General features: G+C 41.0%; 20 protein-coding genes. 16 read left to right on the top strand and 4 right to left on the bottom strand.

Going from position 1 to position 19,819, the window contains the following annotated elements; translation table 11 throughout:
- The first annotated feature begins 117 nt into the window (after positions 1-117).
- The 8 genes from moaA to C3F22_RS10325 are packed head-to-tail and all read left to right on the top strand — an operon-like array spanning position 118 to position 6,304.
- A complete protein-coding gene (gene moaA / locus C3F22_RS10360; protein WP_005234435.1) occupies positions 118-1,170 on the top strand; it encodes a GTP 3',8-cyclase MoaA in 1,053 nt (350 codons plus the stop codon).
- 1 nt (position 1,171) lies between these two features.
- The gene (locus C3F22_RS10355) at positions 1,172-1,423 is read left to right on the top strand and encodes a MoaD/ThiS family protein (RefSeq protein ID WP_005234437.1); all 252 of its coding nucleotides are present in this window, start codon (positions 1,172-1,174) and stop codon (positions 1,421-1,423) included.
- Position 1,424: 1 nt separating this feature from the next.
- A complete protein-coding gene (locus C3F22_RS10350) occupies positions 1,425-1,973 on the top strand; it encodes a molybdenum cofactor biosynthesis protein MoaE (protein WP_005234438.1) in 549 nt (182 codons plus the stop codon).
- A 49-nt stretch (positions 1,974-2,022) separates the two neighbouring features.
- Positions 2,023-2,946: a bifunctional molybdenum cofactor biosynthesis protein MoaC/MoaB gene (gene moaCB, locus C3F22_RS10345; RefSeq protein ID WP_005234440.1), complete on the top strand. Its 924-nt coding sequence runs from the start codon at positions 2,023-2,025 to the stop codon at positions 2,944-2,946.
- Entirely contained in the window at positions 2,946-4,175 is a 1,230-nt protein-coding gene (locus tag C3F22_RS10340; protein WP_005234442.1) for a molybdopterin molybdotransferase MoeA, read from the top strand. The genes moaCB and C3F22_RS10340 overlap by 1 nt, the downstream gene beginning before the upstream one ends.
- 14 nt (positions 4,176-4,189) lie before the next feature.
- On the top strand, positions 4,190-4,951 hold the full coding sequence (modA, locus tag C3F22_RS10335) for a molybdate ABC transporter substrate-binding protein (protein ID WP_005234443.1): 762 nt from the start codon (positions 4,190-4,192) through the stop codon (positions 4,949-4,951).
- Between the two features lie 26 nt (positions 4,952-4,977).
- The gene (modB, locus tag C3F22_RS10330) at positions 4,978-5,661 is read left to right on the top strand and encodes a molybdate ABC transporter permease subunit (protein WP_005234445.1); all 684 of its coding nucleotides are present in this window, start codon (positions 4,978-4,980) and stop codon (positions 5,659-5,661) included.
- Position 5,662: 1 nt separating this feature from the next.
- Positions 5,663-6,304: an ATP-binding cassette domain-containing protein gene (locus tag C3F22_RS10325; RefSeq protein ID WP_005234447.1), complete on the top strand. Its 642-nt coding sequence runs from the start codon at positions 5,663-5,665 to the stop codon at positions 6,302-6,304.
- On the opposite strand, the gene C3F22_RS10320 is transcribed toward C3F22_RS10325, so the two are convergent.
- A complete protein-coding gene (locus tag C3F22_RS10320; RefSeq protein ID WP_104426501.1) occupies positions 6,294-8,846 on the bottom strand; it encodes an EAL domain-containing protein in 2,553 nt (850 codons plus the stop codon). The genes C3F22_RS10325 and C3F22_RS10320 overlap by 11 nt on opposite strands.
- A 150-nt stretch (positions 8,847-8,996) precedes the next feature.
- A complete protein-coding gene (locus C3F22_RS10315) occupies positions 8,997-9,278 on the bottom strand; it encodes a GGDEF domain-containing protein (protein WP_228203540.1) in 282 nt (93 codons plus the stop codon).
- Between the two features lie 41 nt (positions 9,279-9,319).
- Here C3F22_RS10315 and C3F22_RS10310 point away from each other — a divergent pair, with 41 nt between their 5' ends.
- A complete protein-coding gene (locus C3F22_RS10310; protein ID WP_000743268.1) occupies positions 9,320-10,252 on the top strand; it encodes an IS5-like element IS17 family transposase in 933 nt (310 codons plus the stop codon).
- Between the two features lie 29 nt (positions 10,253-10,281).
- On the opposite strand, the gene C3F22_RS10305 is transcribed toward C3F22_RS10310, so the two are convergent.
- The gene (locus C3F22_RS10305) at positions 10,282-11,172 is read right to left on the bottom strand and encodes a cache domain-containing protein (RefSeq protein ID WP_228203539.1); all 891 of its coding nucleotides are present in this window, start codon (positions 11,170-11,172) and stop codon (positions 10,282-10,284) included.
- A 504-nt stretch (positions 11,173-11,676) separates the two neighbouring features.
- On the bottom strand, positions 11,677-12,174 hold the full coding sequence (locus tag C3F22_RS10300) for a Dps family protein (RefSeq protein WP_104426500.1): 498 nt from the start codon (positions 12,172-12,174) through the stop codon (positions 11,677-11,679).
- A 665-nt stretch (positions 12,175-12,839) separates the two neighbouring features.
- Between C3F22_RS10300 and katE the strand changes: the two genes are divergently transcribed.
- From katE to C3F22_RS10265, 7 genes are all read left to right on the top strand, one after another.
- Positions 12,840-14,963 (top strand): catalase HPII, encoded by a 2,124-nt coding sequence (gene katE / locus C3F22_RS10295; protein WP_104426499.1) that lies wholly within the window; start codon positions 12,840-12,842, stop codon positions 14,961-14,963.
- 57 nt (positions 14,964-15,020) lie between these two features.
- Complete coding sequence (locus tag C3F22_RS10290; RefSeq protein WP_104426498.1) at positions 15,021-15,230, top strand: hypothetical protein; 210 nt, start codon at positions 15,021-15,023, stop codon at positions 15,228-15,230.
- Between the two features lie 51 nt (positions 15,231-15,281).
- Positions 15,282-16,265 (top strand): acyl-CoA dehydrogenase, encoded by a 984-nt coding sequence (locus tag C3F22_RS10285; protein ID WP_104426497.1) that lies wholly within the window; start codon positions 15,282-15,284, stop codon positions 16,263-16,265.
- Complete coding sequence (locus C3F22_RS10280) at positions 16,253-17,038, top strand: PIG-L deacetylase family protein (protein ID WP_104426496.1); 786 nt, start codon at positions 16,253-16,255, stop codon at positions 17,036-17,038. The genes C3F22_RS10285 and C3F22_RS10280 overlap by 13 nt, the downstream gene beginning before the upstream one ends.
- Positions 17,028-17,642 (top strand): class I SAM-dependent DNA methyltransferase, encoded by a 615-nt coding sequence (locus C3F22_RS10275; RefSeq protein WP_104426495.1) that lies wholly within the window; start codon positions 17,028-17,030, stop codon positions 17,640-17,642. Before C3F22_RS10280 ends, C3F22_RS10275 begins: the two co-directional genes overlap by 11 nt.
- The gene (locus tag C3F22_RS10270; protein ID WP_034170394.1) at positions 17,639-18,352 is read left to right on the top strand and encodes a glycosyltransferase; all 714 of its coding nucleotides are present in this window, start codon (positions 17,639-17,641) and stop codon (positions 18,350-18,352) included. The genes C3F22_RS10275 and C3F22_RS10270 overlap by 4 nt, the downstream gene beginning before the upstream one ends.
- 204 nt (positions 18,353-18,556) lie before the next feature.
- Positions 18,557-19,804 carry an MFS transporter gene (locus C3F22_RS10265; protein WP_104426494.1) on the top strand — a complete coding sequence of 416 codons (1,248 nt, stop codon included), beginning with the start codon at positions 18,557-18,559 and terminating at the stop codon, positions 19,802-19,804.
- Positions 19,805-19,819 lie beyond the last annotated feature (15 nt).

Raw genomic sequence — 19,819 nt, 5'->3', positions numbered from 1 at the left:
TTGGCACAAAGTTGGAACACTTATTGCAAATCTAATTATTACAAGATTGGGCGATTTGAGTTTCGCGCACTGTATATGTGCAACAACTCACCCAATGCCTGAAGATGGATGTTCAAAATGAATATGATGACACAGCTTAAAAATGATGCCTTGTTTGTCGATCAATTCGGTCGTGGCAAGCGCAAGCTAAGGATTTCAGTGACCGATCGCTGCAATTTTAAATGTGTTTATTGTATGCCGGAACATCCGGAATGGATGAAAAAACACGATCTGCTCAGTTTTGAAGAGCTGTATCAGTTTTGCGATTTTATGGTGCATCATGGCATCCAGTATATCCGCATTACTGGTGGTGAGCCTTTAATGCGTCAGGGAGTGGTTCATTTTGTTGAACAACTGCAAGCGTTGAAAAAGCTGGGATTACAACGTATTTCCATGACCACCAATGCGCATTACTTAAAACAATATGCACAAGCCTTAAAGCAGGCGGGACTTGATGATCTGAATATTAGTTTGGACAGTCTGGATGCTGATCAGTTTAAGCAGCTAACTCAAAAAGATTTGGCACCTGTGCTGGAAGGAATTCAGGCAGCACAAGCCGCTGGATTACCGATTAAGATCAATACCGTATTGATGCAGGGTATCAATGATAATCAGATCCTGCCATTAGCGCGCTGGTCAGTTCAGCAAAATATTGTCCTGCGCTTTATCGAATTTATGCCACTTGATGGTGATCACAATTGGTCTACTGAGTATGTAGTCAGTGAACAATACATTTTAGAAACTTTGGCGACTGAATTTACGCTCACTCAAAAAACTAATAATACTTCCCAATCAGCTTCGGAACCCGCACGCCAGTATCTGATTGATGGCCATCCGATTGGAATTATCTCAACTATTACCAATTCATTTTGTGGCAGCTGCGACCGCTTGCGATTGACTGCACAAGGTGAATTTTACAATTGCCTGTTTGCACCTCAAGGCTTGAATCTTAAAAATGAAATCAAATCACTAAATTCATCTACCGCTCTAAGTGAGTTGAATTTGTATGGCGCTTTATCCCGATATATCTGGAACAAAGAACAGGGCTTTCACGCCATAGAGCAGCGCTTAAAAAATCAAAGTATGAATCAAAACAGCCGCAAAATTAGTATGTACATGATAGGAGGCTAAGATGTCACAGATCAGAATCAGAATTGAAGCCTTCGGTGCGGTAGAACGACAGTTACCGCAAGATCTCGAAATTATTTGTAAATCTCAAAGTACCGTATCTGAAGTTTTGAATCAGGTAGGACAAGATTATCCAGATGCATTTGGCATGATTGAACGCTGTGCCTGTGCCATCGGTGAAGACATCATTTCACGTCAGACACCTCTTAATGCTGACAGTACTTTGGTGCTGTTGTCACCTGTAGCAGGAGGCTGAAATGAGCGAATTCAAGCAATTTTCTAGGATTCAGAATACTGCTTTAGATCTGGAAAGTTTTGATCCGATCCAGTCTTTTCCTGAATGTGGTGGAGTCGGCGTATTTATCGGAACGGTACGCAATCACCATGAAGGTAAAGCGGTCAAGGCACTGAAATATACGGCCTATGCACCTGTTGCAGAAAAAATGATTCGCCAGATTGAACAGGAAATCCAGGCCAAATACGGCGTATCCTATGTGCGGGTGATTCATCGAATTGGGGCATTAGATATTGGTGAAAAAGCCATTATCGCGATTGCTTATGCTGCACATCGACGTGAGGCTTTTGCCGCTTGTGAGGAAGCAGTGGAGCGGGTTAAACATGAAGTACCAGTCTGGAAAGAAGAGTTTTATATGGATGGCAGCAGTCAATATGTTGAGGGATGTTGTATCCGTAAAGATGTAGAAACTGCTCACATGCATCATCATCCAAAACATTCAGATGAGACGCATCAACATTGCCATCATGCCAAAGAGAATACGCCATTCATCTATCAATGGCCAATATAAGTCAGAACATACACACGTTTAAAGAAGAAATGAACTATAGGATCATGCAATGAAAAATGTCGGGATGAAAGCAGAAAGTTATCGGACTGCAGTAGCTACAGGGATTCTGCATGCACCGCCACATTGCATTGAATTATTACGGAATGGCAATACGGAAAAGGGTGATGCACTAAAGACAGCTCGCATCGCCGGGATTTTAGGGGCTAAACGAACCGATGAACTGATTCCACTTTGTCATCCCTTACCAATTTATCGTGCAGATGTGGAGTATGAGCTGTGTGATGCGCATGTCGAAATTATTGCCACAGTAGAGACTATTGGTCCAACTGGTGTGGAAATGGAAGCTTTGACTGCCGTTAGTCTGGCTGGATTGACCCTTTACGATATGCTCAAACCACATTGTGAACCGGAAGATCTATGTCTGGATCAATGTAAATTACAAAAGAAAAAAGGCGGTAAATCGCATTTTACCCGTGTCTTAAAAGAAGCCTTGCCAGCATCCATCATTGTGCTTTCAGATACAGTCGCTGCCGGTAAAAAACCGGATACAGCAGGGCAAAATGTCCTAAAAATATTACAAGAAGCCAATTTTGAAAATATTGCCTATCAGGTAATTCCAGACGACCCTGAACAGTTATTGGCACTAGTTGAACAGCAAAAAAATGACTATCCATTGATCCTGACTGTGGGTGGAACAGGCCTAGGTCCTAAAGATCTAACGGTTGAAACTTTACAGCCTTTACTGAAACGGAAAATTCCTGGACTCATGGAAGCTTCACGCAGTTTCGGGCAGAAACGCACGCCTTATGCGGCTTTAAGTCGTGGCGTTGCTGGCTATATTGATAACAGTTTGGTAATGACTTTACCGGGCAGCCGACAAGGGGCAAAAGAATCTTTAATTGCTGTACTACCAGCGTTGGTACATTTATTTGATGTGCAAAAAAATATTCCACATCAAGGCGGTTATCAATAATGTCTGGATGCGGAGCAGAACATGATCTGATTACAGTCGATCAGGCTTTAGAATTAATTTTGCAGCATACTCAAGTGTTAGCAACTGAACGATTGAAGTTGAATCAGGCCTTAAATCGTTATCTGGCAGAAGATATTTATTCTGGGATTAATCTACCGTTATTTTCGCAAAGTGCCGTAGATGGTTATGCGTTGTGTACCCAATCTGCAATTGAACCAGAAAGTGAGTTTCAGCTCATCGGTGAAATTCGGGCGGGACAACAGGATGAGATAGAACTCCAAGCCGGACAAGCGGTGCGGATTTTTACCGGTGCTAAAATTCCGCTTGGGGCTACTACGGTCGCACGACAGGAAATTGTTCAAGTGATTGATTCATCCAGAATCAAAATTACGGAACAGCTTAAAGTTCATGCCGATATTCGCGATGTGGGCGAAGAAATTTCAGCCGGGCAATTATTAGCCAATAAAGGTCAGCAACTGTCAGTCGGTGCAATTGCCTCTTTAAGTATGGCGGGGATCAATACTGTTGAGGTTCTTCAATATCCTAAAGTGGCTGTAGTTATTACAGGTGATGAAGTTGCTGAAAGTATAGAAGACTTTGTAGCGGGTAAAATCTTTGATGCCAACGGTCCCTTGATTGAAGCTTGGTTTCAGCAAGTCGGGCAGCAAGTTGAAATTTTTCATGTTGCAGATACTGAGGCGGCAGTACGGAATCTCATTCAAGAATTATCAGCAAGCCATGACCTGATTTTAACCACGGGTGGGGTATCTGTCGGAGATTATGATTTCATTCGGCCTGTAGCACTAAATTTAGGTTTCGAACAGATATTCTGGAAAGTAAAACAGAAGCCGGGCAAGCCGATGTTCTTTGCTCAGTTACAGCGCGATGATAGTTCACATTGTTATCTGCTGGGTTTACCGGGAAATCCCGCAGCAGTGTATGTGGGCATACAGATATACACCGCAACTTTATTAAATGCCTTACAAGGACACAAATCTCAGCCGAACTGGTTTAATGCTGTACTCACCCATGATCTAAAAATGGATGCCAGAGAGCGCTTTTTAAGAATGTCCGCCAGTTTTGAGCAGTCGGTTTTACGAGTTAAAAGTCTGCCCAAACAGCAATCACATATGCTGAGCAATCTCATGCAGGCCAATTGTCTGGTTCGAATTCCGGCAGGAAAAAGCCTAAAAGAAGGGGATATTGTTCAAGGTTTATTTATTCACTGATGGGGAAGATGCACATGAAAAAATCTCTGTTTTTAACCATGTGCATTGCCACGATGTTGTCCTCCGTCCATGCAGGAACAGTGAAAGTTTACGCCGCAGCGAGTCTAAATAATGCTGTGACCGAAATTTCCAGAACTTACCAAGCTCAACATCCACAAACTAAGATTATTTCCGTATTTGGTGCATCTTCTACTTTAGCCAAGCAGATCGAAGCAGGAGCCAGTAGTGATCTATACTTTTCAGCTGATCAGGATTGGATGAATTATCTGGTACAAAAGAAACTGATTAATTCCAGTTCAGTTCATCCCATCCTGTTAAATCAGTTGGTGGCCATTAGTCCCAAACATCTGACTATTCATTTTAAACCCCAATCCAATTTTGATTTTGCCCAATCTTTTAAAGGTTATGTATGTACCGGGCAAATGGAGTCAGTGCCTGCCGGGAAATATGCTAAGCAAAGTCTGACCAAACTGAACTGGTTAAATGGCTTGAAAGGACGAATTGTTGGAACAGATGATGTACGCTCGACTTTGGCTTTTGTCGAACGAGGTGAATGTAAAGTTGGGATTGTCTATAAAACTGATGCCTTGATCAGCCGAAAAGTGAAAATTATTGGTACCTTCCCGGCAGATTCGCATCATCCGATTATTTATCCGATTGCGTTGACCAAACAGGGCGAAAAAAATGCGGATGCCATTCAATTTGAACAATTTATACAAAAAAGTACACAGGCCAAAGTCATCTTTCAAAAATATGGATTTAGGCTGAATCCCTAGACAATGACTGGAGAAATAACTGCAAGATGTTAAGTCTAGAAGAACTAAGTGCGCTATATCTGTCTGCCAAAGTGGCCAGCTTTGCAACCTTATTCTGCTTACCTTTTGCAGTAGCATTGGCTTGGGTTTTGGCCAGATATGAATTTCGGCTTAAGTTTGTGGTCGAAGCATGTTTGCAATTGCCTATGGTGCTGCCACCTGTGGTCTTGGGTTATCTGCTTCTGGTGCTGTTTGGCAATCAAGGCATGATTGGCCAATATTTCAATACACTCGGACTGCAACTGGCATTTAACTGGAAAGGGGCAGTATTGGCCTCGATGATTGTGGCATTCCCATTGATGGTGCAACCGATTCGTCTGTCTTTTCAGCTTATGAATCAGCAACTCGAACATATCGCAGGTTCATTGGGCGCAGCACCGTGGAAAGTATTTTGGAATATCAATTTACCTCTGGCGATTCCCGGTATGCTGATTGGCAGCATCTTGTGTTTTAGCCGCAGTCTGGGTGAGTTTGGCGCCACCATTACTTTTGTGGGAAATATTCCGAATGAAACCCGCACTATTCCCATCGCAATTTATTCCTTACTGCAACAACCAAATGGTGAAGAAATGGCGATGCGTCTGGTGACATTGTCTATTTTCTTGGCATTTACTGCCTTAATTGCCAATTATTTTATTTTGCAAAACTATCAACGGAAATTGGGAGGCTGAAATGTTGAAATGTGATTTTCAATATCAACAAGCCGATTTCGGGTTGAATATTAAACTGGAAATGTCGCAGCAACTATTAGGGATTGTCGGTACATCTGGAAGTGGAAAAAGTACTTTACTCAAAAATATTGTCGGACTATTAAAACCTGACCAAGGATATATTCAGTTTAATCAGCAGGACTTAATCAATACAGAAAAGAAAATTAATATTCCAATGCATCAGCGCAAGATTGCATTAGTTTTCCAGAATGCTTTGCTGTTTCCACATATGAACGTGCAGCAGAACCTATGCTATGCAGAAAAACTGGTATCTAGAGAAAATCGAAAATTCCAGTTTGAAGACATCGTAGAATTATTAGAATTAAAACCTTTAATATATCGTAGAGCACACCAGCTCTCAGGTGGAGAAGCGCAGCGCGTTTCTATTGGCCGAGCATTACTGTCTTCACCGAATCTTTTATTGCTGGATGAACCTTTAACAGGCCTGGATCAGCAGTTAAAACAACAGATTTTACCTTTTCTAAAACGGATGAAAGATGAGTTAAATCTACCCATGATTTATGTGACCCATCATTTAGAAGAGTTAGCTTACTTAGAAGCTGAAACTGTACAGTTCAAACAGGGCATATTAATCAGGAACTGATTAACTCCAGCTGATTGAGCCGGGCAGGTTTTGCATAATAAAAACCTTGCAGATAATCACAATGATGCGATTTTAAACACTCAGCCTGTTCAGGATTTTCAATTCCTTCCGCAACAACTTCCAGATCCAGCTTATGTGCTAGGGTAATCATAGCTTCAATAATTGCCTCATCTCGTAGATTGCCGGGTAAATGCTGGACAAAGCTGCGATCCAATTTGATCTCATCAATCGGTAAGCTACGTAAATAACTTAAACTCGAATAACCAGTGCCAAAGTCATCTACCGACACTTTAATACCCAAAGCCCGGACATTTTTTAAGATCTCAATCGACTTATCACCGCTAGCAATCAACATACTTTCAGTTACTTCCAGTTTTAGTAACTCATGTGGGAATTCAATTTCTGCTAATAATTGCTGTAGATCGCTTAGGAATCCGCTTCTTTTAAACTGTAAAGGAGATAGATTGATGGCAACCGAAATTTGAGTCTCATGCTGCATATTCCAGGCTTTGACTTCCTCACAAGCCTGTCTGAGTACCCATTCGCCGATCGAGACGATTTGACCGGTCCTTTCTGCAAAAGGAATAAAATCGGCAGGAGAAATAAAGCCTTTTTCTGGATGTTGCCAGCGGATCAAAGCTTCCAGACATTTGACCTTACCCGTTTCACTGTCCAGAATTGGCTGATAAAACAGTTTAAATTGCTGTTCATGCAGCGCGACCATCAGTTCATGACGAAGCTGTACATAATCTACCTTCGGTAAAGGCTCTTTCGTGAAATTATACCAGTGCCAGGTATTACCCCCTTCGGCATTGGCGTCACGCATGGCATCTTTAGCAGCATTGATAAACTGCTTAACACATTTAATGTCTGGATCAGCATCAGCGACACCAATACTGGCACTCAGGTGAATATCATAGCCATCCACATGGAAAGGTTGAGATAATCCGGCGATGATTTCTTCGGCACGTACAGCGACTTGCTTGAGATCAGTCATTTGAGTTAATAAAATTGCAAACTCATCTCCTGAAAATCTGGAAATCACATCTTCAGGCTGCAGATTTTGACTCAGACGATTGCCCACCAGTTTAAAAATTTTATCGCCAATATCATGACCGAGGCTTTGATTCAAAGGTTCAAAATCATCCAGATCCAGATATAAAAGCACCAGATTTGCAGAACCTGTCTGAGCTAAATGCAGTTTTTCCTGTATCACTTTTTCAAACAGCTTATTGTTAATAAAGCCGGTTAAATGGTCATGTGATTCCTGATAAGCGATTAGTTTTTGCTGGGCAACATGCTGACTCACATCCTGTTGAATAGCAATAAAATGAGTGCATTTATGATTTTCATCAAAGACCGGGCCGAGATTCAGCTTGTTCCAGAACCAGTGTCCATCCTTACGATAATTTTTCAGGACAATCTTGATTTCAGATTTATTCTGAATGGCTTCGCTGATTTGCTGGACGCTTTCCGCTGAAGTATCGGGTCCCTGCAAGATGCGGCAATTTTTCCCTTTGAGTTCTTCCAGACTATAACCGGTAATCTGCTCAAAGGCCGGATTAACATATTCAATAGGCTGGTCATTTTCTGCCGAAGTTAAAATAATGCCATGCGGATTTGCATCGACACTACGTTTCATTAAGCGCAGCATTTCATTGTTTTGATAGCGTTCAGTAATGTCGCGTGCCACGCTAAAGATACCGACAATTTCCTCATTCACTTTAATTGGCAAAAAAGTTAAATCGAGCCAGTATTTCTGTCCTGCCGAGTTATGTGCCTGAACTTCAAGATGTCCAGTCAAGCCATGCTTGGCCTGCTCAAAGGCTTCTAAGGCAAGAGGGCGATGTTCAGGTTCAATAAAATGATCAATTTTAGTTCCGATATGCGATTTAACACCAACTTCGTTAAAAAACTTGGTGGCCAGATTGGCATCTACAATATTGCCATCCAGATTGTGCTCAAAAATTGCATCGGGATGAAAAGAGAAAAATGACTGATATTTATCTTTGAGTTGATTTCGTTTTTTGCGTTCTTCATACAGCTCAAAGGTTAAGGCGATCAGCGAAGCTGCATATTGCAGCAGGTCAATTTCATTGGGAGTAGGAGACTTGATCGAACGATAATACGTACCAAAAGAGCCAAAAAGTTTGCCACTCCCATGGGCAATTGGTAGGGACCAGCAGGCTCTTAAACCATTTTGTTTAACCAGATCTTTATATGCGACCCAGTTTGGATCATTGAGTAAATCCTCACAGACCACTAAACGACGATGATATGCAGCTGCACCACAAGCGCCTACATTCGGACCGATTTTTAGATCCTTTAAAGCGGCTATATATTCTCTGGAAAAATAGGCTGGTTCTTTTATTAAATTAAGCGTTTGTTCCTGTTCCGAATACAACATGACAGATACCAACGCATCCGGAATTTTATCCCCTAACCATGCGGTAATCGCATCTATGATATCCTCTAAGGCAGCAGCTTGACCAATCAGATTAAAAATCTCTTGGCTGGTGCCTCCATTATAAAAAGAAGTCATATTGTATCCTTAAGTATAAACCTCTATATAAACCTAGAAGTATTAGAGAAATTATACTGTTTTTTGGAATTAAAGATCTAAACGCTATAACACAATAACAAAATAATATATTTAAATTATCTACTTAATAACTGTATAAAAATATTATTACTAGGCACTTTTTTCACCTGTCACCACACGATTTCTCCCTAAATGTTTGGCTTGATATAAATTTGTATCTGCTTGTTTTAAAACTTCTTTAATATCAGAAGAAGTTAAAGGCCAGTGTGCAATACCAAGTGAGGCAGTCACTACACCAACTTCTAGTAAATAAGTCGATGCCAGTTTGTGCCTTAATCTTTCAGCAATTTTAGTGGCTTGTGAAATCTCTTTAACTGGCGCAAGAATAATAAACTCTTCACCGCCGACCCGACAGCAAAGGCTTTGTTGCACAAACCTATCTGTAAAGGCTTTTTCAGCGATATAATTTTCAAATGAAGAAGCCTACACACAAAATCTACCGCACAACCAATTGGCCCGCATATAACCGAGCACTCATGAGTCGCGGAAATATTGCCATTTGGTTTGATCCTGCTACGCAATGGTATGCGCCATCAAAAGGCAAACAAGGGCGAAATCAAACCTACTCCGACGCAGCTATCCAATGCTGCTTAATGATTAAATCCTTATTCCGTCTATCTTTACGTATAGTCACTGGCTTTGTGCAAAGTCTGATTAAACTTTGCGGATTAAATTGGACCGCACCAGATTACAGTACGCTTTGTAGAAGACAAAAGCATATTGATATTGCAATCAGCTACCAAAAAAGTAGCGATGGGCTGCATCTACTCGTAGACTCTACAGGCATGAAGTTTCTAGGTGAGGGCGAATGGAAACGCAAGAAACATGGAGCTGAATATCGTCGCCAATGGCGTAAACTACATATTGGTATAGATGCCAAAACCCTACAAATACGCGCTATTCAGCTCACAACCAATAATGTCAGTGATTCACAGGTGCTTGGTGATTTACTTAATCAGATTCCACAAGATGAGCAGATTGACTCTGTTTATACCGATGGAGCTTATGACACCAAGCAATGCCGTCAGGTCATTGCAGATCGGCAAGCACATGCGGTGATTCCACCTAGAAAAAATGCGAAACCATGGAAAGATACAAAGAGTAGCTCGCTAGAGCGAAATGAATTACTTCGAACAGTTAAACGTTTAGGCAGGACATTATGGAAAAAATGGTCAGGCTATCATCGCCGCAGTTTGGTGGAAACCAAGATGCATTGCATCAAATTATTAGGCGATAAATTAATGGCAAGAAGCTTTCCTAGTCAGGTGAATGAAATTCATGCACGTGTAGCAGTCCTCAACAGATTTACGGAATTAGGTCGACCACTTACCCAAGTTACGCCTTAAATTTGGCTCAATTAGGGGCACTTTGCATTTCAAATCTTTGTGCAACAAAGCCCTTTGTAGGCAAGAAGACGGGCTTGGGCGAATAAATCTTCTGTAGGCTGCTGAAACACCACGGTCCAGTTAGTCGTAGGAATTTTTGCAAAACTTACTAGTTCGCTAACTCCCATATCGTTGTTTAATTTTATTTTTCCTGAGCTATGAGACTCCATATAAGCTAAACCGGTATTGTGTTGGAATGTTTTTCCAATTTTCTCTCTTTCTGGATGATAAATAATTTTATCTTCTTTATCAAAAACATATAAATAGCTATTTTTATAACCATAATTTTCGCTTAAAATTGTCTTTAATAAGGATTCTTCATGTAAATAGATAAACCCTGCAATAAAGCCTTGGTATTTATTATTCTGATCAAAGATGGGAAAACTAACCAGGACGACTAGATTACCTTTTAATGAATAATATGGTGAGGAAATATAAGGCTTCTTTGATTCGAGTGATTTGCTAAAGCCCAAAGACCGGATAATCGCAACTTTATCTAATTTCAAGGTTTCAGGCGCATATTCGATGACATGACCATCTGCATCGCTGATCAAAACACTGCTAAAAGAATTAGATTGTTGAATCAATCTGTTTAATTCAGTTTTTAATAACTGCTCATTATGAAAGCCATTATTAATAATATTGGCACTGAGGCTTAAATCATTAAATATATTTTTAAAATATAAATCAGAAATAGAAGCAACTTTAGCTGCATACTCATAATTAGTTGCAAGAGAATTATTAATCAGTTGCTGTCGGTGAATTACATTGCTCACAATCAATGTAATTGAAAAAAGAATCACCAGACTCACAAGTAAAAGGATTAAAATCAATTTACGTAAATTAAGTTTGAGTGAAATGAGCAACTTTTGAACACTCATAACTTAATCCCTTAAATCTTTCAGAAATACAAAATGTATACAATATATTTCAATAATTATATTATGTGATGTGGTTCTCTATTTTAGATGAATAATATTCAGTTTGTAAGCATTTTTGAAGCTTAATCTGTTGCTTATTTTGTAAGCAGAAATGGTTTGGTCCATTTTTTCAATATATTTAAAAGATATGGAAAAAGACTAAGATCAAAAAAATAATAAAATACTGATTTAGTAAAAATTATATTTTTATAATATAAGAAAATTTTACTTAAAAGCTAAATTTTCTATCTAGCCTAATATAATTAAATAGATAATAAATAAAGATTTATTGATTAAAAATAATCTTTTAAAAGGTAAATATTTATTTTTCAAAGCCTTCACTATAGGGTGAAAATTGGGATAAATAAGTGCTCAAAAGGATATCAATTAAATTTGAACACTTATTTATTTTAGGAAAAGCTAATTTTCTGATTTTACAGTTGTTTTCTTAATGAGAAAAATTAATTACTCTAAAGTACTTCGTAACATCCAGGCTGTTTTTTCATGCACATCAAGACGTTGCGTGATTAAATCTGCAGTCGGTTGATCGTTGACTTCATCAACAACTTCAAAAAGATTGCGTGCGGTACGAGCTACCGTTTCATGAGCATTTACCAATAAACGCAACATTTCTTGGGCATCTGGTACAACTTCTACTTCTTTAATAGCAGTCAGCTTAACAAATTGCTGGTAAGTGCCGGGTGCGGCAAAGCCTAAGGCTCGGATACGTTCTGCAATCAGATCAAGAGCATTCCACTGTTCGGTATATTGGGTCATAAACATACTGTGCAGACTATTGAACTGTGGTCCGGTGACATTCCAGTGAAAGTTGTGGGTCATTAAATAGAGGGTATAGCTGTCTGCCAATAATTTAGATAGACCTTCGACGATTTTGGCACGGTCTTCGTAAGAAATACCAATATCAATTTTCATAGCTTTAGCATTTTTTTCTGAAGAGCCCATGTTTTACTCCTTAACAATTTTGTAGAGAGATATCTTTTAAAATAGAAGTTTGCCAGTCATGGCTGAAAAGATAAGAAATCTTGGCAGTATGACCTTTTATATGAAATAGATTTTTGCCACTATTTATATGTGGAAATAACTTAAGTACTTCTGAGTTATATAGTTTATAGGACGGGCAAAGATATAAGTTTAGGCGTTCTGTATAGCCTGGTGACAGGATTGTAACTGTATAAAGAAATTAATTTTACCTTATAAAACTCAAATGTCTGGATCAGTTTTTTTAAAAACTTGTTTTCACTTTTAGATGATTAAGCCTTTGTTTCATGATTTTATCTTTTAGTAAAAACTATCAGCTTTAAATTTTTCGAACTTTGTGATCTTTACTCGGTAAAAAAAAACTGTGTAGTTAAGAAAAATAACAGAACTGTGCCTTTATTAAACAAGCCACTACAAAGACTCAGCAATGTATTCGTCAAATCTTGTTATGTTAGGGATACAGACGAAATCAATAAAAAGATCTTCATACTCAGCAACAGCTCACCACATACAGATAAAAGTGGAACTTTATTTTTCTGTAAGAACGGCAAGATGTTGAATAAAACTCAAGCGAATTTGAGATAGGCAAAAAAGACTTCACTAAACTCAAGATCAGCAAGGAAAATGTCATGAAAATTAAGGCGAACAGTCCAGCCACAGGTAAAAATGGTTTAGATAAGCAGAATACCAATAAAAAAAGTGAGCAGCTTGATGCATATCGTAGCGACTCAACCGAACAGGCACTGACTACCAACCAAGGTGTCAAGATTTCGGATAACCAGAACAGTTTAAAAGCGGGCGTTCGTGGAGCAACTTTAATGGAGGATTTTATTCTCCGTGAAAAGATTACCCATTTTGACCATGAGCGTATTCCAGAGCGAATTGTGCATGCACGTGGTGTTGGGGCACATGGTTTTTTTGAAGCTTATCCAGGCAATGAAAAATGGACTAAAGCCGGGTTTTTAATCAATACCGGTGCTCAGACTCCAGTCTTTGTTCGATTCTCTACAGTACAAGGTCCTCGCGGTTCAGCAGATACGGTACGTGATATTCGTGGTTTTGCGACCAAGTTTTATACGGATGAAGGTAACTTCGACCTGGTGGCTAATGATGCGCCAGTGTTCTTTATTCAGGATGGCATCAAGTTTCCTGATTTTGTCCATGCGCTGAAACCTGAACCACAAACCGAGATTCCATCAGGTGCGTCAGCACATGATACTTTCTGGGACTTTGTCTCTCTTGTACCTGAATCTGCACATGCGGTGATGTGGGCAATGTCGGATCGTGCAATTCCACGTAATTTACGATCTATTCAAGGTTTTGGTGTGCATACCTTCCGTTTAATTAATGCTGAAAATAAAGCTGTTTTTGTGAAGTTCCACTGGACGCCTAAACAAGGTCTGACACAGCTGGTATGGGATGAAGCGCAAAAACTGGCAGGTAAGGATCCGGATTTCCATCGTCGTGATCTATATGAAGCAATTGCTTCAGGTAATTACCCGGAATGGGAATTAGGTGTACAGATCGTTCCTGAAGAAGATGAAATGAAATTTGATTTTGACTTGCTGGATGCAACCAAAATCATTCCGGAAGAACTGGTTCCAGTGACTCCAATTGGCCGTATGGTGTTGAACCGTAATGTTGATTATTTCTTTGGTGAAACTGAGCAGGTAGCCTTCTGTCCAGGGCATGTTGTACCAGGCATTGACTTTACCAACGACCCGCTACTACAGGCACGACTGTTCTCTTATACTGATACTCAGCTGAGCCGCTTGGGTGGTCCAAACTTCCATCAGATTCCAATTAATAAGCCGGTTTGCCCATTCCATAACAATCAGCGTGATGGTTTGCATCAACGTCTTATTCACACCGGACAGGCCAACTACGAACCAAACTCGATTGATGACAACTGGCCAGCTGAAGCACCAGGTGCGACTCAGGCAGGTGGTTTCGAAAGCTATCAGGAACGTATTGACGGTCATAAAATCCGCCAGCGTAGTGAGTCCTTTAACGATCACTTCACTCATGCCCGTTTATTCTATCAAAGCCAGGCACCGCATGAGCAGAAGCACATTATTGATGCCTATGTCTTCGAACTGAGTAAAGTACAACGCCAAAATATCCGTGAACGTGAAGTGCTTGAAGTGCTGTGCAATATTGACTTGACGCTGGCTCAACAAGTCGCGGATCAATTGGGTATTGAAATCCCAGCTGAGAAAAAAGCTGCAAAACTGCCTGATGTACTGATTTCTAAGCGTCTGTCTTTTGAAGCGTTTAAACCTGCCGATATTAAGGCACGTAAAATCGCGATTCTGGCACATGACAAAGCCAATGAAGCCAGTATTAAAGCTGTACAGGCTTGGGCTGAATCAGAGAGTGCTGTGGCTGATGTGTTAACACCTCGTCCAGGACCAGTTCTGAGCCAGCAAGGTACAGTAATCCCATCTGATGGCATGCAGAAGGCTGAACCTTCGATCGCCTATGATGCCGTAGTGATTGTGGATGGTGATAACTATGAGATGGTGCTGAAAGATGGTATCGCGACTCACTATCTGCTTGAAGCTTATAAGCACCTGAAACCGATTGTCTTCCTGGGAGATAAAGGTCAGCTGATTGAAGACTTAAAACTGATCAGCGATGAAGGTACCTTGGCAAATTCTCAATTCGATACCGTGCAAGACACCTTTAAGACCTTGATCATGAATCACCGTGTTTGGGCGCGTGAATTGATCTCAGAAACAATTCCTGCATAAATACCATGAGAATAGAAGCTTCGGCTTCTATTCTCTATTTCAAGGAATAAAACTTTTATGGCGAGACCAGATCCTAAAAAATTACTGGCACAGATACAAAATACGCAATGGAGTAGGGAGCAGGATATTTATCTGATCGAACATAACCATTTACCTATGAGTCAACTTAGAGAAAAATTGCCTTTTAGTGAAGAAGAAATTATGGCACGCCGTAAGGTACTAGGACTGATGACCCGTTTAAAACAGATGAAAAGACTTTTTCCTTAACTGGCTTTCATCAAATGACCACAATATCGATATTTTTGAGGAAGCACTTTTATGGACCTCAGTTCAATATTAGAAAGATTTAAAAATTCATCATTAGAACCTAAAGAAAATATTCAAACGACTTTGAAGGAACTGGTGCAACTTTCGGATCAGGTTCCTTTTCCTGCATCAGGGGAAACTTTAAAACGCTGGCAAATTTTAAGCCAGATCTCGGCAACCAATTTAAGTCTGGGCAAAATATTTGAGTCGCATCTGGATGCAATTGCGATTCTGCATGAATTAGATGTTCCGGCACATCCTCATCAGCTTTGGGCAGTCTGGGCAGCAGAAGGCGGGCCTCAACCATTGCAGCTGAATGAAGATAAGCTGACTGGCATTAAGACCTGGTGTTCCGCTTCTAGCTGGGTAGAGGCAGGCTTACTGACTTATCGGGATGAACAAAATCACTCTCAATTGCTAATTGTAGATATGCAGCAGCCTGGTATTCAGCATGACCATACTGTCTGGCAAGCTGTGGGAATGCAGCATACATCCACTGCACAACTAGAATTTAATCAGGTTCCTGTCAAAAAAGTCGCTGATCCACATGCATATCTGGATCGGGTAGGATTCTGGCATGGAGCAGCAGGCGTTGCTGCTTGCTGGTATGGTGCGACAGTAGCTCTTGCTGAATATCTGCAGCAGGAACAGTTAAGAAAACCGCATATGTATAAAGCCATGTATCTGGGTGAAATCAGCCGTGATCTTTTAGCTACTCAGGCTTTGTTTTATCGGGTTGCAGAATTGATTGACCAGCAACCCAAATTTCCTCATCAACTTCAGATTCAGGCTTTGCGCGCGCAGGTTGAAGCCACTGCATTAAATGTACTCAACCAGGTTGGAAAAGCGCTCGGCGCAGCGCCTTATTGTACCAATTCTTATTTTGCCCGGCTCGCAGCAGATTTACCGGTATTTATCCGTCAAAGCCATGCTGCCTTTGATCTTGAGCGTATTGGAGAGCTAAGCGCACAGGAGGAAGAACTATGGGCACTTTAAAACATGAGATTGTCGAAGATCGTGTGATCCATGGGGAAGGGACGCGGGTAGAAGAATGGCGTAACTGCGAAATATTACAGCAGATGCCAGAATTTGATATTTCCAGTGTAATTCCTGCAGATGGCAGAGTCTGTATTGTGGCACCGCATCCGGATGATGAAATTCTGGGATGTGGTGGACTGATGCAACGTTTGGATAAACTCGGCTATAAGATTGTACTGTTTGCAGTAACTAATGGTACGGCCAGCCATCCCGGTTCGAGTCTGTATACGCCAGAAGAACTGAACCAGATTCGTCCAGCAGAAACGCGTCAGGCTCTGGAAGAATTGTCCTTAGAACAGCCGGTTCTTCGGATTGCTTTGGATATTCAGGATGGAAAAGTGGCCGAGCAGCAAGGTTTGCTCAAACAGCAATTGCATTCGTATTTGCAGCCTAATGATATATTGGTCACGACTTTTGTTCATGATGGGCATCCAGACCATGAAATAACCGGTCAGGTCGTCCAGCAGCTCGCGACTGAGTTACAGTTACCGTATATTCAGGTTTTAATCTGGGCATGGCACTGGGCCACACCAGGAGACACTCGAATTCCGTGGGCTGTTGCGCACAAACTCAGGCTGACAGATGAAGAATTAAAATATAAAGCCCGAGCTGCACGATGTTTCAAGAGTCAGATTGAGAATGACCCGACGACAGAACAGGCACCGATTGTCCCTGAACATGCATTGGAGCGTGTTTTACAGCCATGGGAGGTTTATCTGTATGAACAGTAAATCAACTTATGATCATGCCTATTTTGATGCTTTATATGCGCTGAATCAAGGAGATCCATGGCATTATGAACAGCGCTGGTATGAACAGCGTAAACGTCAGATTTGTAAAGCGCTCTTGCCCAAACTGCATTTTGAATCTGCCATAGAAATCGGTTGTAGTAATGGCATGCTAAGTCAGGAACTAGCTCCTCATACCGGAGAACTCATCTGTCTGGATGCCAATACGACAGCGATCCAGCTAGCGCAACAACGTCTGCAAGATTATTCTCATGTCAATTTTGTCCAAGGCATTGTTCCGGAAGACTTGCCAGAGCGTAAGTTCCAGCTAATTGTACTGAGTGAGGTTTTATATTATCTGGATCAGGCCGCTTTAGAGAAATTGACCCACTGGTTGCAGCACGCCCTTGATGCAGAAGGCTGTATTCTGGCTTGTCACTGGCGCGCACCGATTTCAGGTTTTAGCTTTACTGGTGATGATACTCATGACCATCTAAATACTCACCTGCCTTATAAAAAATGTTCACAACTTCAGGAACCTGATTTTCTGGTTGATGTCTGGATAAATAGCCCACAGTCTGTGGCAGAGCAAGAGGGCCTTAAATGAATAAAATTGGTGTGGTCATTCCTGCCTGTAATGAAGAAGCCTATATAGAACGTTGCCTGCTGGCCTTAAAAAAAGCACAATTTGAATTTTATCAATACCTTGGTTCATCTGGAAATATTCCCGAGATTAAGATTTTAGTTGTCTTAGACAGTTGTACCGATCAAACCGCGATCAAAACCGTGCAACTGGGGGTAGAAGTCATTAGTTGTGACTTTCGTTCGGTGGGTAAGACCCGTCATTTAGGAATTCAAAAAGTAATTGAACAAGGATGCGACTGGATCTGTTGTACCGATGCGGATTCATATGTTCAGGAGGACTGGTTCAAGGTCATGTGGCAGCACCAACCCACTGACGCAATTTGTGGGGTCGTTGAAGTGGACGAATGGAAAAATTTTAGCCTGGAAGCCCGATTGAAATATTTAGGTCACTATCAGGACAAAATGGATCATCGGCATATTCATGGTGCAAACTTATGTTTTAAAACAAGTATATATAATAATTTTGATGGGTTTAACCAGTTAGATTGTCATGAAGATGTCGACTTTGTTCGCCGTTTACAACAGGCAGGAGTCAATATTACCTGGTCCAATCAATTAAGGGTAACAACCAGTAGTCGGCTACAGTCAAAAGTTGCTGAAGGTTTCGCCTGTTTTTTACAAAATCTTGAGTTACAGGAAGCAATGAAAAAACCGATCAGCATATACAAATAAAACTATAAAATTATAAATTTTATACAATCAATTACTTGTAAAAAATTTAAAAATTCATTTCTAAAAGCTATTTCATTTAGAAAAATTCTGTTTATAATTCACACAAATTAAGCCCTGCTACTTATATTTTTCAGCTATAAGTCCGCGGGGTTTTTCTATGGATGATCGGTAATGGATGCCTGAGCTCTTTCTTTTGGAATGACAATGTTAAATTCACAGCTAATTTCTCGTCTTCAGTCTCCATCACCGTATCTCTGGCAGAAAATCGCCACTGCACTGTGTTTTTTTAGTCTAGGTTTTAGTACAGCTGCCTGGGCACCATTAATTCCTTATGCGCAGCAGCGCTTATTGCTGAACCATGCTGACTTTGGTTTACTTTTGCTATGTGCCGGAGTTGGCTCAATGCTGGCCATGCCATTGGCAGGTCGTATGGCGAGCAAGTTTGGTTGCCGTACAGTACTGGCTGTTATTCTGGCTGCATTTCTGTTCATCTTGCCAGCGCTAGCGATTAGTCCTACCAGCTTGATGATGGCAATTACCCTGTTTTTCTTTGGCGCCAGTGCTGGTGCTTTGGGGGTAACCGTAAATATTCAGGCTGCCCAGATTGAAAAACTCATGGATAAAAGCTTGATGTCGGGTTTCCATGGCGTATGTAGCTTGGGTGGTCTGGTTGGTGTATTGGGCATGACCACGTTAATGGGATTTGGTCTGGCACCTTTAACTGGCGCACTGGTTGTAAGTGTAATGTTGCTTGCGATTGCGATGCTGGCAATTCCATTTTGCTTGGGTGGTCAGTCATCAACTACAGAAGAAACTAATACAACTACAGCAAAACCTGCGAAAAAAGCGCTACCAACATTCGCAATTTTAGGTATTGGCCTGATCTGTTTTGTATCCTTCCTGTCTGAAGGTGCAGCGATGGACTGGAGCGGTATTTATCTGGCAACCCAGTTTAACGTACCTGCAGCGCATACCGGTCTGGCTTATAGTTTCTTTGCTGGCTTGATGGTGCTTGGACGTTTTAGCGGTCATCTCATCATTCAAAGCTTGGGTGAAAAAACTACTATCTTACTAAGTGCTTTGCTGGCTGCAGCAGGCCTATTTATGGTGATCTTTGCACCAGTATGGCAAGTCGTTTTAACTGGTTATGCGATCTTGGGTCTAGGTAGCGCCAACATCGTTCCGTTAATGTTCTCTCGTGCAGGCCGCCAAAAATCTATGGCTTCTCATGTAGCATTATCTTATGTATCGGTATTTGCTTATACCGGTTCATTGATCGGGCCAGCGCTGGTAGGTTTCGGTAGTGAAATTATCGGCTTACGTTTAGTGTTTACAGTCATCGCATTTGCTTTAATGAGCATTGTAGTCCTGAACCATCTGACTGCCGGTCACAAAGAATCAGAAAAAGCAGAAGGTCTTATTGCCGGCCTAGACCACAAAACACCAGCATAAAGCTGGTGTTTTTTT

Origin of the sequence: Acinetobacter sp. ACNIH1 (genome assembly GCF_002934695.1) — a bacterium.
GTDB lineage: Bacteria > Pseudomonadota > Gammaproteobacteria > Pseudomonadales > Moraxellaceae > Acinetobacter > Acinetobacter variabilis.
Note: the sequence above shows the minus strand (reverse complement) of the source record. Positions and strands in the feature narration are given on the sequence as shown.